Origin of the sequence: Dyella jiangningensis (genome assembly GCF_003264855.1) — a bacterium.
Lineage (GTDB): Bacteria > Pseudomonadota > Gammaproteobacteria > Xanthomonadales > Rhodanobacteraceae > Dyella > Dyella jiangningensis_C.
This window is the reverse complement of the sequence record NZ_NFZS01000001.1, coordinates 1,605,999-1,621,103: the sequence shown is the minus strand read 5'-3', so window position 1 is coordinate 1,621,103 and position 15,105 is coordinate 1,605,999. Positions and strand designations below refer to the sequence as shown.

The following is a 15,105-nucleotide window of genomic DNA, read 5'->3' as shown; positions in this document are numbered from 1 at the left end:
CGCTGCCTCCTCGCTCGGCCGCTCGCTATTGATGGAACATGGATCCGCTGGGGTTGTTGGACCCATGGATGTTGGTGTGACAGGTCACGCAGGCTCGCCCCATCAGGCGCTCGTCTGGGGTCAGGCCGTTGCGCATGCTCTGCCGCGTCTGCAGGTCGTTGGGGTGTCCGCTCATGGTGTGGCATTGCTGGCACAGCATCGGCATCGGCAGCACCAGCAGCGTCTGCTGGTTCGATCCATGCGGATCGTGGCAATTGAGGCAGTTCTCGCGTACCGGCGCGTGTTCGAAAATGAAGGGACCACGCTTCTCGGCATGACACGAGTAGCAGGTATCGTTGACGGTGTCGGTCTTCAGCAGCGGCCGGGTGACCGAACCATGAGGGTTGTGGCAATCGGTGCACGCCATCTGCCCTTCGGGCAGCGGCATATGCGAGCGTCGATTGAATTTGGCGAGGACATCCTGATGGCAGGTAGCGCAAACCTGGTTGATGGACGACTTCGCCAGCGCGCCTTCCGCGGAGTAGCGCACCATCGGATTGTGGCAATCGGTACACGACAGGCCGCGCGCTTCATGCACGGACCCCAGCCAGTGCTGCCTCGCGCCGCCGGTATGACAGCCGAGGCACACGGCCGTCTGTGTCTCCGGCGTGCTCGCGCTGCCGTGCGTGAACGCGATGATCGAGCCCTTGGCCGTGGGATTCTTCGCGTGATCGGAACCCGGGCCATGACATGCCTCGCACGCCGCCTGCGGCCCGGTGTTCGCCGCGCCCACCTGGAACGACTGCACATGCATGGCGTGCGAAGCGTGGAGGTCCTCCAGCGCGTGGCATGCATTGCACGTCTTCGCGCCAATCGCCTGGGCGTTGGGTGCGGACGGGTTGTTGGGAATGTGTGCCGAATCGAAAGGCGTGGCGGGGCCGGTACTCATCGATGCCGTCGACGGAGACGCCTCCTTCGATGCATGAACGCCCGCGCCCATATCGGTCGGCGGGAGCATGCGATCGATGTCGCTCTGCGTGAGCTTGGTGCTGTCTCCGCTCCTCGGTGGTGCCTGCTGGGCAAGCACCGCGGAGTTCATGGCCCATAGCGCGACCATGACCAACAGGTATGTCCATAGAACCGCGAGCGATCCCCGAAAAGTACGCATGACTCTCCCACGTCACCGCCTGACCGTTCCTGGGGCAACGGTCGTTCATCGATCGTCCAGCGCCTCAGTGCACTGGACAGGGTGGCAAGAGTTCATCCGGGAACGCTTGCGCCTAGGGCACTACTACTTCTTCGGGCTATGGGACGCGCACCAGCCCTTCGCGCTAACGGATTTCCCCGCAAATATCTGGCAGGGCCCATAGCCCGTCGGCCCGCCGGAGTAGAACTGGCAATTGGCACACGCATCTCCCGCCTTGTGCTGCGCGTTCGTCGTGGCAGAGGCGTCCTCCACGTATCCAAGTGCCTTGGCCGTGGCGTCCGAGGGATCCAGATGCGGCAGGTCGGCAGCACGAAGAAGGCCCGGCACGAACATCGCAACGCCCGTGACCGCGCTGCTTGCAGCAGCAAGCTTCAAAAAACGGCGACGAGCGACGACATGGGAATCTCCCGATGAAACCATGTGCACCTCCTCCCAAGGGGTGGATGCCCGCCTGCACGATCAAGCATGCGTGCCTCAGCGAGACAGAAGACAGCACCACCCCTGGCGCGAATCGCTCCATCGGGCAGGCATGACACCCGTATGTGCCGTTCGCGCGCGAATTGGTTTAAAGGGATGTGGAGGTGGGGGGCAGCCGGGACGGCCGACCCGGTATCAAGCGGAGTCAGGCGTACGTGGCACGTGCGGGTGCAGACGGAGATCCCGTGGGAAAATCCGTGGCATGTCATTGCGTAAAACCATGGAGCACGGCCGGTTTTCGCTGGACGCGAGCGCTTCCCTACCGGAAGCGGACCCGTGAGACATGGTCGGCTTCCGGCGTGAGGCTGTCCTTGCTGGCGCGTCGGTTTTACTCAAACCTTTTCGAGGAAAGCCCCTGCGCTACTTGTCTTCCGAAATCGTCAGGCCGCCGACGCTGATGCCGAGATCGATACCCTGGCCCGCGCCTGATAGTGCAAGTGAGACCTCACCCTTGGTGAGCACCTGTGCAGTGCCCGATTTCACGGCTCCCGCGCTGGCATCTGCCTGTGCGTAGGTACCCAGAACATCGCTTATTTTGTTGATATCGCTGAAGTTGCCGACGCCATTGTCAATGCGCGATTTGCCGGCCGTCAGTCCACCGCCGTGAGTCTCGATCTTCACCTTCATGGTTTGACCGTTCTTGCACGTAACCACGCCTTTGCCGCTGGTGTGCTTGTAGATCACCGACCAGCCGGACAGGCTGAATCGCATGGTGCATTCCAGGTCAGCGGCACTGACGACCTGGGAGAGGGTCAGCGCGCACAGCACGATGGACGTCCGAACGAGTCGTCGAGCTTTCATGAGATGACTCCGTGACTGAGGGTGAAAGTTCGGGCTGGCAGTCGTGTGCAACAGCAAAGCCTGATGATGACCTTGGAAAGACCATCGGCCTTGCACGCCCATGCGACCGCGGCAGCTCATCGTCCCGCAAAGAGGTGCTCCAGCAAACCGTAGTTTTACGCAGCCGCCTTGGCCATCAGCCATGTCTGGCTGGATCGAAGGATCCACTTCGGGTGGAAGCGGACCCTGCCGCATGCTTACGTGAGGATGGCGTGAGGCCGGAATCGAGGTTGAAGCCAGGCTGCCCCGCCGGAGGAACCAAAGAGGTATTTCGGCCAAGCCGCATAAGCAGCGCGCGCATCAACATCGCAGCCATCTTCTGATCATTGCGCCCGGCTGTTTTCTGCCGTACCTGCTTCTTTCAAGACCTTCTCTACCGCTTTGGCAATGGCCTCCGGCTGGTCGAGCTGCATGTCGTGCGAGGAGTTGGCGACGACTTGTCGCTCGCCTCGGCTGGAGGTGGCCGCTATCCGGGCCTGGGTCTTTTCGGTGGCTGCTTCGAGTGCTTTGCGGACATCCGGTGGCGCACCGGCCTGGGCATCGGAGGCGGCCAGCACGATCAGCGGAAGCTGACCGGCGGTTTCCTGGGGAGAAACCGGCTTGCTGAAGACGACGGCGTTGTCCTGAAGCTCGGACAGCAGGGTCCGCCAGAAGGCAGGTTTGTATTTGTAGGCAGCGACGACTGCATTGACCTTTTCGCTGGCGAGCGAATTGGGCGCCGCCGTGCAGCGCTGGAGTTCTGCGGGCGGCGAGGCAAGCTGACCCTTTTCCGCGCCTGCCAGGCATTGGCGGATGAAGTCGAATCGGTGGGCGTTCATCGCCTCCTCGTCCTTCGACCACTCGGGGGCAAAAGCCGCCACATCCTGCGCGGGTGGGTCGACGAGCACCATCCCGCTCACGTCGCCCGCATGCATTTGGGCATAGCGCCTTGCGATGTTGCTGCCCAGCGAATGCCCGACCAGGACCACCGGCGTCTTGAGGCCCGCGCGAGCGATCAGATCGTGAAGGTCCGACACGTCGGCGTCGAGGTTGCGTGGCATCGGTCCTTCGCTACTGAAGCCATAGCCGGCGCGGTCGTACGAACACACCTTGGCAAACGTCGCGACCAGAGGCTGGACCTTGAACCACGTGGTGGTGTCGGCGTGCGAGCCCGCTTCGAGGATCACCGTCCGCGCTCCCTGGCCGGTGCAACGGAGGTTGAGCTGGCGTCCCCGGCCGATGTCTATCAGGGAGCCCGCCTGGGCATAGCTGTCCGGAATGCGCTGCGGAACCATCGGGTCCTTTGCGGCCGAAATCGTACAGGCGCCGGCCAGCGCGGCGAGCACGGTGATGCGAAGCACTTCCCGGGATTTCCTGTTCACGATGCTCTCCCTCCATCGGTGGCAGCTCGGCGAGCCGACAGGCACCGTTGGGTGGACCCAGCCCCAGGCGGAAAGTTCTTTGCGGCATCAGCGAGGACAACCTGGCCGAAGCTCCCCTTCTCGAAATAGTGGCTAGAAAGGGACTTTTCCGCCGGCCACAGGCGATGCCCTAAAGAAACTCAACATATTTGTTGACAATCAACCTATATGTTGATATTAAACACCCATGGTGAATATCCGTCAGCCGCTGCAGGCCGTTACCGACACCGGGTTTGATCCGGAACTGGCGCAGTCGCGCCTGGACCAGGTGTTCTTCGCGCTGTCCGATCCCATTCGCCGGCAGATCCTGGAACAGCTCGATGGCCAGGCGCTGCTGGTGTCCGAGATCGCGGCAGCGTTCGATGTGTCGCTGCAGGCGGTGTCTCGCCATATCCAGGTGCTGGTGCGGGCTGGATTGATCCAGCAGGAGCGCACCGGACGCATCAGCCGTTGCAGCCTCGACGCGGGTCCCCTGCTCGATGCCGCCGTCTGGATGAATCGCTACAGCAAGTACTGGCAGCAGCAGTTCGACCTGCTCGCCGCCACGCTTGCGGACATCGACGAGCGCAAGGCCGCCTCGCCGACATCCACCCCGACTCGCAAGCAAGCCAAGAAACGCACCCCACGCAAGCAATGACCGGCGCCGTGCGCGATGCGTACGAATCCGGCGCCGGCCTCCCCACCCGTATTGGAGGTTGTCATGGCCATGCATCAGATCGTGAACCACGAAGACTGGCTCGAAGCACGCAAGCGCTTTCTCGCCAAGGAAAAGGAATTCACCCGCCTGCGCGATGAGCTGAGCCGCGAACGCCGCGAGCTGCCGTGGGAACGCATCGACAAGGACTATGCGTTCGAAGGCGAGCACGGCACGGAAACGCTGGCCGATCTTTTCGGCAAGCACAGCCAGCTCATCGTCTATCACTTCATGTACGCGCCCGATTGGGAGATCGGTTGTAAAAGCTGCTCGTTCTGGGCGGACAACTTCAACGGCATCACCCCGCATCTCAACCAGCGCGACGTGTCGATGGTGGCCGTCTCGCGCGGGCCGCTGCACAAGCTGCAGGCGCAGGCGCGCAAGTTCGGCTGGACGTTCAAATGGGTGTCCTCGGCCGGCAGCGACTTCAACTTCGACTACGGCGTGTCGTTTCCGCCGCCGTCGGCCGAGCACGAAAGTGCGCCCTACAACTACGGATCAATGATGGTCAAAGGCCCCGAAATGCCGGGCGTCAGCGCCTTCATCAAGCAGGGCGATGCCATCTTCCACACCTATTCCACCTATGGCCGTGGCGTGGACATGTTCAACACCGCCTATCACTACCTCGACATCGCGCCCAAGGGCCGCGACGAGGACGACCTGCCCTACCCCATGGCGTGGCTGAAGCATCGCATCGCCTACGAAAGCTGAGCCGCACGAGGAGATCACCATGAAATACGCAGACGTCAACGGAAAGCTGGCCGACTACCGCCGGCAGATCTCCGACATTCGGGAAAAGATGCGCGAGACGCTCGCGACGGTGGAACCGGAGAAAGTGAACGACTACGCGTTCGCCACGTTCGATGGCAGCGTGCGCCTATCCGAACTGTTCGGCGACCACGAAGACCTCATCGTCATCCACAACATGGGCGCGGCCTGTTCGTACTGCACGCTATGGGCGGATGGCTACAACGGCATCCACCAGCACGTGGTCTCGCGCGCAGGCTTCGTGGTCACCAGCCCCGATCGCCCCGGCGTGCAGAAGAAGTTCGCCGAAAGCCGCGGCTGGAAGTTTCCCATCGTGAGCCATGAAGGCAGCAGCTTCGCGGCCGACATGGGCTATGTGTCCCATAGCGGTGGATGGCTGCCGGGCGTGTCCGTGTTCCGGCGCGACGGCGAGGCGATCACGCGCGTGTCGGACACCGGCTTCAGCCCCGGCGACGACTTCTGCTCGCTCTGGCATTTCTTCGACATGCTGCCCGGTGGCGTCGGCGACTGGCCGCGTGTCGCGAAGAAGCCCTCGTGCTGTTCCAGCCACTGAGAGGAGAACGCGCCATGTGTCCCGCTTGCATTGGAACGTTGCTGCTCGTCCTTGGTGGTGCCGGCTCGGCCGGCGGTATCACCGCCGTGTCGTTGCGGAGCTTGGGACGCAGGAAGAAAACCACCGTCATTCCTGGCGAAAACCAGGCGCCGCAGCGAGGCAATGGCACGCGCGGCATACCGGCCATCCGCATGGATAGCCGTCCGAACGGAAGCTGAGCCTCACGCGACCGCAGAGGCCAGCCGGCGTATCGCTTGCGGCGGCTGGCCGAAGGCGCGTACGAAGGCGCGGCGCATGCGTTCGCGATCGGCGAAACCGGTTTCGCGCGCCACTACTTCGACGGGATGGCGGCTCTGCTCCATCATCAGGCGGGCCGCTTCCACGCGCAGGTGTTCGATGGCCTTCGCCGGCGACTGCCCGGTTTCGGCGCGGAAGCTGCGGCTGAACTGGCGCGGGCTGAGGTTCGCCACGGCGGCGAGTTCTTCGACCGACAGTTCGGACTGCAGGTGGCTTCGCGCGTAGCTGAGCGCGCTCTGGATGCGGTCGGACTTGGGCTCCAGCTCCAGCAGCGCGGAAAACTGCGACTGCCCGCCCGCACGACGGTGATACACCACCAGCTGCTGCGCGACGCGATGCGCCACGTCGGCGCCATGATCCTTTTCCACCATGGCCAGGGCGAGGTCGATGCCGGCGCTCATGCCTGCGGACGTCCAGATGTCGCCGTCGATGATGAAGATGCGGTCGTCTTCCACCTTCACCTTCGGCAACCGCTGCTGCAGTTCGCGCGCCAGCATCCAGTGCGTGGTGGCGCGGCGACCGTCGAGCAAGCCCGCCTCGCCGAGGATGAAAGCGCCGGTGCAGATGGCCGCCACGCGACGCGTGTGCCTCGCCGAGCGTCGCACGAACTCGACCAGCCCGGGCGTCGTTTCGGGGACACCGGTGCCGCCGCACACCAGCAAGGTGTCGAAACGCTTGCGTGCAAACGGCTCGGTCTGCATGGCCATGCCGAGCGAGCTGGCGATCATGCCACCCTGCTCCGACACGTGGCTGATGCGATAGGCCGTTTTCTCGAGGGTGATATTGGCGAACTCGAACACGGAGGCGGCCGCCAGGCTCATGACCTGGAAGCCGGGAAACACGACGAAACCGATGCGCTGCATGGCGCCCTCCGGACGATGTCCTGAAACGTGGCATATACGACATTTAAGCCATTCCGGGGCCAGCGTACAACAGCCGCCAGGGAAACCGGCATACCGCCGGCCACTTGGAGCCTCATTCATGAACACCCGACACCTCGGCACCGCCCTCATTACCGGTGCTTCTTCCGGCATTGGCGCCGTCTACGCCGACCGCCTGGCCCGCCGCGGCTACGACCTCATCCTCGTGGCGCGCAATCGCGATCGTCTCAACCGGCTGGCGAAGCACCTCACCGACGCCACCGGGCGCTCGGTCCAGATCTTCCCTGCCGACCTGAACAACAAGGCCGAGCTGGCCCGGGTCGAAGAGCTACTGCGCAAGGACCAGAGCATCACGACACTGGTGAACAACGCGGGTTTCGGCGCCGGTGCGCCGCTGCTCGACTCGGACATCGACAAGATGGAGGAGATGATCTCGCTCAACGTGAGCGCACTGACGCGTCTCACCCACGCGGCGGCACCGGGCCTGGTGGCGCGTGGCGGCGGCACCATCATCAACATCGCGTCGATCGTGGCCATTGCTCCCGAGCTGCTCAACGGCGTGTACGGCGGCACCAAGGCGTTCGTGCTTGCTTTCACCCAATCGCTGCATCACGAGCTGTCCGGCAAGGGTGTGCGCGTGCAGGCGGTGTTGCCGGGCGCCACCGCAACCGAGTTCTGGGGCGTGGCCGGCGTGCCGATCGAACATCTGCCGACCCAGATCGTGATGAGTTCGGAAGACATGGTCGACGCCTCGCTGGCCGGCCTCGACCAGGGTGAACTCGTCACCATTCCCGCGCTGCCCAACGCGGCCGACTGGTCCGCATTCGAAGGCGCGCGCCAACAGCTGGCGCCGAACCTGTCGCATGCCCAGCCTGCGGCACGCTACGGCGTGGCCCGCAAACAGGTCGCCTGAGTCTCGATACGCGGAACCGGGAACGATGCGCTCCTTGCGGGGAGCGCATCGTGGTCAGGGCAGCGACACCGTTGCGGTGAGCCCACCGCCGTCGCGACGGCTCAATGTCAGTTGTCCGCCGATGGAGCTGGTCAACTGCGCGGCAATCGCCAATCCCAGGCCCGAGCCGCCCGTGTTGCGATTGCGCGAAGACTCCAACCGGTAGAACGGCTGCAGCACGCGTTCGAGTTCGCCTTCGGGAATGCCCGGACCGCGATCGGACACGGTGATGCACAACGCGCCTTGCGGATCGCGCTTCGCGCCGATCTCCGCCGAGCCGCCGTACTTGATCGCGTTGTCCACCAGATTGCCGAGCACGCGCCGCAGCGCCTGCGCGCGCACCATGGACGTGCCATCGATGGTGCCCGACAGCGACACCGGTTGCCCGACGTCCTGATAGTCGAACGCGAGGCTTTCCAGGAACGAGCCGAGATTGATGCGCACCGGCGTTTCCGCCCCACCATGCGCACTGCGCGCATAGGCCACGCCCTCGCGCACGAGGTGTTCCATCTCGCGCAGGTCATCCAGCAGCTTGTCCTGCTCGGGCGATTCGTCCAGCGCCTCCACATGCAGGCGCATGCGCGTGATCGGCGTCTGCAGGTCGTGCGAGATGGACGCGAGGATGTGCAGGCGCTCCTTAAGGTGCTGGGCGATGCGGTCCTGCATGGTGTTGAACGCCCGCGCCGCGCGCGCCACTTCGGTGGGGCCGTCCTGCGACATGCGCGGGCCGTCGGCCGTGGGCTTCATCGCATCGGCGGCTTCGGCCAGCGTGGCCAGCGGGCGCGTCGCCAGTCGCACGGCGAACCAGGTACACAGCAGCAGCAACACCACCTGCAGCACGAACACGAACGGCAGCCAGGAGGCCACGGGCTTCATATGCGGCGTGATCTCCAGCGTCAGCGGCGCGCCATCGTGCAGGGTGAAGTGCACCTGGTAGCGTTCCGGCGACATGGACGTAGTGTTGCCGTAGACGTGGTAATCGGGGCCGACTTCACGGGCGATCATGTCCACCGCGCCCTTCGATCGTTGCGTCGCCAGCGTGTGCCCCGGCGCGCCGGCGCCGAGGATGTAGAAGTAGTTGTCGCGCTCCAGCCGGTTGAGCCAGCGCGGGCGTTCGTCGGCCGGCAGCCGGTCGAACACGGCGACGGACGTGCCGACGTCGTGCTCCAGCGTATTGAACATCACCGCCGTCGCGCTCTGCATGCGCTCGAAGTACAGCAGCGCGAACGACAGGCCCTGCGCCAGCATCAGCCCGGCGAAAATGATGAGGTACAGGCGCGCGGCCATGCTGGGCGGCAGCCAGTGCCGGCTCGGTGCGGCAGCCACGTTCATGCGCCCGGCCCGTGCACGGTCACCGGCATGCTGAACACGTAGCCTTCGCTGCGCACGGTCTTGATGTAGGCCTGATCCCTGGCGCCGTCGAGCAGGCGTTGGCGCAGGCGGCTCACCAGCAGATCGATGGAGCGGTCGAACAACTCTGCGTCCCTGCCCTGCGTGAGGTTGAGCAGCTGGTCGCGCGAGAGCACGCGTTGCGGGTGATCGAGGAACACGCGCAGCAGTCGGAACTCCGCGCCGCTCAGCGACACCACCGTGCCGTCCTCGTCCAGCAGATGACGCGCGGTGGTGTCCAGGCGCCAGCGGCCGAACGAGATCGTTTCGCTGGTTTCGGTGACGCGCAGGTTCGGTGGCAGCATGCGCGTACGGCGAATCACCGCCTTGATGCGCGCCAGCAGTTCGCGCGGCGAGAACGGCTTGGTGACATAGTCGTCCGCGCCCATTTCCAGGCCGATGATGCGATCGGTTTCATCGTCACGCGCCGTCAGCAGCACGACGGGCACGTGGCGATGCTTGCCGCTGCGCAGGTTGCGGCACAGCACCAGGCCATCGTCGCCCGGCATCATGATGTCGAGCACGACCAGGTCGAACGCCGAGGTATCCAGCTGCGCGAACATCTCCCGTCCATCGGCGGCCGGGGTCGCGCGCAGGCCGTTCTTGCGCAGGTAGTCCACGATGCCGGTGCGGATGCCGTGGTCGTCATCGACGACGAGGATGTGATCGACATGTTCCATGCCGTCTCCGTTGGTTGGATGGCGTGCGGTGGTGCGTGAGTCAGGCCTTGCCCAGCAGCTTGCGGACAGCGGCCTCGGTCTGCTCGTAGTTTCCCTCACCCACGTGGCGATACACCACCTTCCCGTTCTGATCGATCAGATAGATGGCTGGCCAGAACTGGTTGCCGTAGGCATTCCACACATGGCTCTCGTTGTCCTGGGCCACCGGATAGGTGATGCCCAGGCGCTGGATGGCTGCCTTCAACGCGGCGGGATCGCGTTCTTCGTCGTACTCGGGCGTGTGCACGCCGACCACGACCAAGCCATCGCCTGCGTAGCGCTGATAGAGCTCCTTGGTGTGCGGCAGCACGTGAAGGCAATTGATGCATTCGCGCGTCCAGAACTCCACCAGCACCACCTTGCCCCTCAGTTGATCCATGGACAGCGGTGACGAGTTGAACCAGCGCGTGGCGCCGGTGAAATCGGGGGCTGTTGCCTGGGCAACGGGCGTGCCGGCGTTGGCGACGCTGCCGGTACCGGGCCAGGCGGCGAACAGTGCCGCCACGAGGGCGAGGGCGGCGGCTGCGTAACGAAGGGAAATCATGGTCGGGGTCTCCATAGGCAGTGGACGCGCGGCGGGTGCGCATCCTGTGTGCATGCATTGGAACAACCCCGTTTATCCCGGGCATGTCGGCCGAACAGGCTTTTTGTATCGCTTTGTACAAGCGCCCAGGGCGCCAGCGACGCCGGGCGCGGCGGACTTGTATCCAAATGTATCCAACGCCCGCAACTACACATTTCGATGCGTTTTGGCCCATCGCGGGACACACGAGGGATACCCGCCGACGGTTTCCTATGCACACCGGCTGATCACCAGCCATGACCACCCACTCCCAAGGAAAACCGCCATGTCCAGCACCATCCTCTACACCGGCAAGACCCATACCACCGGCGGCCGCGACGGCCAGAGCCGCAGCGACGATGGTCGCCTCGACATCAAGCTTTCGACGCCCGGCTCCAGCGGCACCGGCACCAACCCGGAGCAGCTGTTTGGCGCGGGCTGGTCGGCCTGCTTCATCGGCGCAATGACCCTGGCGGCCCGCGCCAACAAGATCGCCCTGCCCGCCGGCACCGCCGTGTCCGCCGAGATCGACCTGGCCAATGGCGAGAGCGGTTACGTCCTGCAGGCACGCCTTGCCGTGTCGCTGCCGGGTCTCGACCGCGCCGTTGCGCAGTCGCTGATCGACGCCGCGCACCAGACCTGCCCGTACTCCAAGGCCACCCGCGGAAACATCGACGTCACGATCACGCTCGTCTGAATCCACACCTCACTCACCCATCACCAAAGGATCGCCCCATGAAGCGTACGCACGCCGCCCTTGCCGCCTCGTTTGCCCTGAGCCTCGCCGCGCTCGCCGGTTCCGTCCACGCCGACGAAGCCAAGACCCCGATGGAAAAATGCTACGGCGTTGCCCAGGCCGGCAAGAACGATTGCGCCGCCGGCCCTGGCACCACCTGCGCGGGTACCTCCAAGGTCGACTACCAGGGCAATGCCTGGGTACTGGTCAAGAAGGGCACCTGCACCACTATCGAGACGCCCAAGGGGCACGGCTCCCTCGAGGCCAAGTCGTGAACACCGCGGAGCGGACGTGGTCGCCCGCTTTGCCGGCCAGCGACGCTCCGTCGCTGGCTGCCCGCGGATCGCACCGGTTACCCGACGCGCTGATACCGCTGGTGGCGCGCCTGGGCATTGCCGCGGTGTTCTTCCAGTCGGGCCGCACCAAGGTCGAAGGTTTCCTTTCGATCAAGCCGTCGACCTACGAGCTGTTCGCCTCGGAATACGCGTTGCCGCTGATTCCGTCGGACTGGGCAGCTCGACTTGCCACCGGCGCCGAACACCTGTTTCCCCTGCTGCTGGTGCTCGGCCTGTTCACGCGGATGTCTGCGCTGGCCCTGTTGGCGATGACGCTGGTGATCGAGATCTTCGTCTATCCCGATGCGTGGCCCACGCACCTCAGCTGGGCGGCCCTGCTGTTGCCGCTGGTGTTGCGCGGTGCCGGTGACTGGTCGCTCGACCACCTCTGGCATGCACGGCGCGAACGGCACTGAGCTTCCGCTCCCTCTCTCTCTTCTGATCCAGACTCAAGGAACGCACTCCATGCGCAAGCTGCTGTTTGTCGCCATCGCGCTGATGGCCTCCACCGCACCGGCCTTCGCCGCCGATGCCGCGCCAACTAGCGTAAAGAACATCGTCATCGTGCCGGGCGCCTTCGTCGACGGCTCCGGCTGGCGCGTCGTCCACGACATCCTCATCCACAAGGGCTACACCGTCACCGTCGCGCAGCCTCATATCGAATCGCTGGCCGACGACGTCGAGCAGGCGCGTGAACTGATCCGTCGCCAGGATGGTCCGGTCGTGCTGGTCGGCCACAGCTACGGCGGCACGGTGATCACCGAGGCCGGCAATCGCGACAAGGTGAAGGCGCTGGTGTACGTCGCCGCGCTGCAGCCGGATGTCGGCGAGAGCCTCTCGCAGCTGGTCGGCTCGATGCCGGCGCCGAGCAATGACGTGGTGCCGACGCGCGATGGCCATCTCTACTTCGATGCGAAGAAGTTCGGTACCGATTTCGCCGGTGATCTCACCAGGAATCGCACCGACTTCATGGCGGTGTCGCAGGTGCCGGCCACCGCCGCCGCGTTCGGCACCACGATGGCTGTCGCCGCGTGGCACAGCAAGCCCACCTGGGCCGTGGTGACCACCGACGACCACGCGCTCAGCCCCGACCTGCAGCGCTGGATGTACCAGCGCGCCGGCTCCAAGGTCACCGAAATCAAGGCCAGCCACGTCGTCTACATCTCGCAGCCCGAAGCGGTCGCGAAAGTGATCGAAGACGCCGCCAAGAGCGTCAAGTAAGTCCCCCTCCCTCCTCGACCCACCACCAAGGAACCATCCCATGAGCACGATCGCCATCAAACCCCGCACCAGCTTCGCCGCTGCCGCCGCCCTCGTCGCCCTCGCCGTTGCCTCCATCGCCTCGCCGGTGCGCGCCGCCGACCAGGGCGTGCAGAAGGAAGAGCCGGGCCGCTGCTACGGCGTCAATTCCTGCAAGGGCGAGAGCCTCTGCGCCACCGCCAAGCACGACTGCAAGGGCCTCAATGATTGCAAGGGCCAGGGTGTCGTCGTGAAGACCAAGAGCGCCTGCCTCGCCGCCGGCGGCACGCTCACCGAACCCAAGCAGTAAGCCGCACGGGGCCCGCCCGGGTCCCTTCCCTATCCAGCCTTTCGGAGCACGCCATGTTCAATCCCCCACCGACGTTCGCTGGTTTTGGCCTGGGCCTGCGCCGGGAGCATTACCGCGATTTCCTCGACGGCGACGTGCCCGTCGATTTCGTCGAAGTGATCTCGGAAAACTTCATGGTGGACGGCGGGCAGCCGCTGGACATCCTGCGCCGCGTGCGCGAGAAGCATCCGGTGGCCCTGCATGGCGTGTCGATGTCGATCGGTTCGGCCGATGGGCTCAACCCCGGCTACCTGCGTCGCCTGCGCACGTTGGTGGATCGCATCGAACCGCTGTTCGTGTCCGATCACCTGAGCTGGTCGCGCTTTGCGCATTTCAACTCGCACGACCTGCTGCCGCTGCCTTACACCGAGGAAACCCTTGCCGTGGTGTGCCGGAACATCGATATGGCGCAGGAGGCGATGGGCCGCTCGATGCTGTTCGAAAACCCGTCGAGCTACCTCACCTTCGAGGCATCGACCATGGCCGAGTGGGAATTCCTCAACGAGATGTCCAGGCGTACCGGCTGCGGACTGCTGCTCGACATCAACAACATCTTCGTCAGCACGCAGAACCATGGCTGGGACGCGGACGTCTATCTGCACGGCATTCCGGCTGATCGCGTGCGGCAGATCCATTTGGCCGGTCATACGCAAGGCGATGGACTGCTGATCGATACGCACGACCAAGCGGTGAACGACGACGTGTGGTCGCTGTATGCGAAAGCCATGTTGCGCCTCGGCCCCGTGGCCACCATGATCGAACGCGACGGAGCGATTCCGCCGCTGGCAGACCTTCTCGACGAACTCGACACGGCGCGCGATATCGCCTGCCGCTCGCGCGACGTGGCGGAGGCGGCATGAAGCTCGCCGAACTCCAACGCGATTTCCGGCAGTGGCTGGTGACTTCGTCCGCTGCCGTCGAGCAGCACCTGGACGCAGGTGCCGCGCACGGACTCACCGTCTACCAGAACAACTACCGCGTCCAACTGGTGGGCTGCCTGGAAGCGAGCTACCCCCTCCTTCTGGCTCGCATGGGCGCCGATGCCTTTCGCCAGTTGGCCGTCGCGCATATCGACGATCATCCGCCACACGCCTGGACGCTCGATGCGTATGGCGCCGATTTCGGCGACACGCTGCGCGAACGCTTCCCGGATCATCCCGACCTGCACGAGCTGGCGTGGATCGAATGGGCGCTGTCGGAAGCGTTCGTCGCCACGGATACCGCGCTCATGCCGCCAAGCACGCTGGCGCAGGTTGATTGGGACAATGCCCGTCTCGCGCTCAACGCCTCGTTGCGCGAACGGCCGGCCACGACGAACGCCTACGCCGTGTGGTCTGCATGGCAGGACGGTGTCGAGGCTCCCGACGGCGCGATGCTGGACGTGCCTGCGGGCCTCATCGCGTGGCGGCGTGGCTTCTCTTGCCAGTTGAAGCCGATCGACGCCATCGAGTTCGCGGCGATCAGCTCGCTGTGCGACGACGATCGCTTCGCCTCGCTGTGCGAGAGCCTGGTCGACCACCTCGGTGAGGAAGCCGGCATCGCCAAGGCGGGCACCCTGCTCGCCGAGTGGATCGCGGCGGGCATCGTCGTCGAGATCCACGGCGATGAAGGCGGCGAAACGCTCGACATCGATCACGCGACATCGCCCGCCGCCATGTAACCGCTCACGCCTTAGCAACGAAGAACCTAGGCATCGCCTCACACCACGCTTCATCCCCCACATCCCCT

At 64.7% G+C, this 15,105-nt stretch carries 19 protein-coding genes; 11 read left to right on the top strand and 8 right to left on the bottom strand.

What is annotated here, in order from left to right; translation table 11 throughout:
* Positions 1-25: 25 nt before the first annotated feature.
* The 4 genes from CA260_RS07280 to CA260_RS07265 form a co-directional block, all read right to left on the bottom strand.
* The gene (locus tag CA260_RS07280) at positions 26-1,147 is read right to left on the bottom strand and encodes a DmsE family decaheme c-type cytochrome (RefSeq protein ID WP_111981882.1); all 1,122 of its coding nucleotides are present in this window, start codon (positions 1,145-1,147) and stop codon (positions 26-28) included.
* Between the two features lie 123 nt (positions 1,148-1,270).
* Positions 1,271-1,606 (bottom strand): high-potential iron-sulfur protein, encoded by a 336-nt coding sequence (locus tag CA260_RS07275; protein ID WP_111981880.1) that lies wholly within the window; start codon positions 1,604-1,606, stop codon positions 1,271-1,273.
* A 417-nt stretch (positions 1,607-2,023) separates the two neighbouring features.
* Positions 2,024-2,464 carry a hypothetical protein gene (locus CA260_RS07270; RefSeq protein ID WP_111981878.1) on the bottom strand — a complete coding sequence of 147 codons (441 nt, stop codon included), beginning with the start codon at positions 2,462-2,464 and terminating at the stop codon, positions 2,024-2,026.
* A 362-nt stretch (positions 2,465-2,826) separates the two neighbouring features.
* Positions 2,827-3,864 (bottom strand): alpha/beta fold hydrolase, encoded by a 1,038-nt coding sequence (locus tag CA260_RS07265; protein WP_238149636.1) that lies wholly within the window; start codon positions 3,862-3,864, stop codon positions 2,827-2,829.
* Positions 3,865-4,090: 226 nt separating this feature from the next.
* Between CA260_RS07265 and CA260_RS07260 the strand changes: the two genes are divergently transcribed.
* From CA260_RS07260 to CA260_RS07250, 3 genes are all read left to right on the top strand, one after another.
* Entirely contained in the window at positions 4,091-4,540 is a 450-nt protein-coding gene (locus CA260_RS07260) for an ArsR/SmtB family transcription factor (protein ID WP_111981876.1), read from the top strand.
* 63 nt (positions 4,541-4,603) lie between these two features.
* On the top strand, positions 4,604-5,308 hold the full coding sequence (locus CA260_RS07255; protein ID WP_111981874.1) for a DUF899 domain-containing protein: 705 nt from the start codon (positions 4,604-4,606) through the stop codon (positions 5,306-5,308).
* Positions 5,309-5,327: 19 nt separating this feature from the next.
* Positions 5,328-5,918 carry a DUF899 family protein gene (locus CA260_RS07250; RefSeq protein ID WP_111981872.1) on the top strand — a complete coding sequence of 197 codons (591 nt, stop codon included), beginning with the start codon at positions 5,328-5,330 and terminating at the stop codon, positions 5,916-5,918.
* Between the two features lie 221 nt (positions 5,919-6,139).
* On the opposite strand, the gene CA260_RS07240 is transcribed toward CA260_RS07250, so the two are convergent.
* Positions 6,140-7,078 (bottom strand): GlxA family transcriptional regulator, encoded by a 939-nt coding sequence (locus CA260_RS07240; protein WP_111981869.1) that lies wholly within the window; start codon positions 7,076-7,078, stop codon positions 6,140-6,142.
* Positions 7,079-7,196: 118 nt separating this feature from the next.
* Here CA260_RS07240 and CA260_RS07235 point away from each other — a divergent pair, with 118 nt between their 5' ends.
* A complete protein-coding gene (locus CA260_RS07235; RefSeq protein ID WP_111981867.1) occupies positions 7,197-8,009 on the top strand; it encodes an SDR family NAD(P)-dependent oxidoreductase in 813 nt (270 codons plus the stop codon).
* Between the two features lie 54 nt (positions 8,010-8,063).
* Here the strand turns inward: CA260_RS07235 and CA260_RS07230 are convergent, their stop codons facing one another.
* From CA260_RS07230 to CA260_RS07220, 3 genes are read right to left on the bottom strand one after another with little or no spacing between them, the layout of a single operon-like run.
* Positions 8,064-9,380: a sensor histidine kinase gene (locus CA260_RS07230; protein WP_111981865.1), complete on the bottom strand. Its 1,317-nt coding sequence runs from the start codon at positions 9,378-9,380 to the stop codon at positions 8,064-8,066.
* Positions 9,377-10,117 carry a response regulator gene (locus CA260_RS07225; RefSeq protein ID WP_111981860.1) on the bottom strand — a complete coding sequence of 247 codons (741 nt, stop codon included), beginning with the start codon at positions 10,115-10,117 and terminating at the stop codon, positions 9,377-9,379. Before CA260_RS07225 ends, CA260_RS07230 begins: the two co-directional genes overlap by 4 nt.
* Before the next feature lie 40 nt (positions 10,118-10,157).
* Positions 10,158-10,700 carry a thioredoxin family protein gene (locus tag CA260_RS07220; protein WP_111981855.1) on the bottom strand — a complete coding sequence of 181 codons (543 nt, stop codon included), beginning with the start codon at positions 10,698-10,700 and terminating at the stop codon, positions 10,158-10,160.
* 304 nt (positions 10,701-11,004) lie between these two features.
* On the opposite strand from CA260_RS07220, the gene CA260_RS07215 reads away from it, so the two are divergent.
* The 7 genes from CA260_RS07215 to CA260_RS07185 are packed head-to-tail and all read left to right on the top strand — an operon-like array spanning position 11,005 to position 15,037.
* Complete coding sequence (locus CA260_RS07215; protein WP_111981851.1) at positions 11,005-11,415, top strand: organic hydroperoxide resistance protein; 411 nt, start codon at positions 11,005-11,007, stop codon at positions 11,413-11,415.
* 38 nt (positions 11,416-11,453) lie between these two features.
* Positions 11,454-11,729: a DUF2282 domain-containing protein gene (locus CA260_RS07210; RefSeq protein WP_111981846.1), complete on the top strand. Its 276-nt coding sequence runs from the start codon at positions 11,454-11,456 to the stop codon at positions 11,727-11,729.
* Complete coding sequence (locus CA260_RS07205) at positions 11,726-12,205, top strand: DoxX family protein (RefSeq protein ID WP_172461740.1); 480 nt, start codon at positions 11,726-11,728, stop codon at positions 12,203-12,205. The genes CA260_RS07210 and CA260_RS07205 overlap by 4 nt, the downstream gene beginning before the upstream one ends.
* Positions 12,206-12,254: 49 nt before the next feature.
* Complete coding sequence (locus CA260_RS07200; protein ID WP_111981842.1) at positions 12,255-13,010, top strand: alpha/beta fold hydrolase; 756 nt, start codon at positions 12,255-12,257, stop codon at positions 13,008-13,010.
* Between the two features lie 40 nt (positions 13,011-13,050).
* Positions 13,051-13,338: a hypothetical protein gene (locus CA260_RS07195; protein ID WP_111981837.1), complete on the top strand. Its 288-nt coding sequence runs from the start codon at positions 13,051-13,053 to the stop codon at positions 13,336-13,338.
* A 53-nt stretch (positions 13,339-13,391) separates the two neighbouring features.
* The gene (locus tag CA260_RS07190; RefSeq protein WP_111981833.1) at positions 13,392-14,237 is read left to right on the top strand and encodes a DUF692 domain-containing protein; all 846 of its coding nucleotides are present in this window, start codon (positions 13,392-13,394) and stop codon (positions 14,235-14,237) included.
* Entirely contained in the window at positions 14,234-15,037 is an 804-nt protein-coding gene (locus CA260_RS07185; RefSeq protein ID WP_111981828.1) for a DNA-binding domain-containing protein, read from the top strand. The genes CA260_RS07190 and CA260_RS07185 overlap by 4 nt, the downstream gene beginning before the upstream one ends.
* The last annotated feature ends 68 nt before the right edge of the window (positions 15,038-15,105 follow it).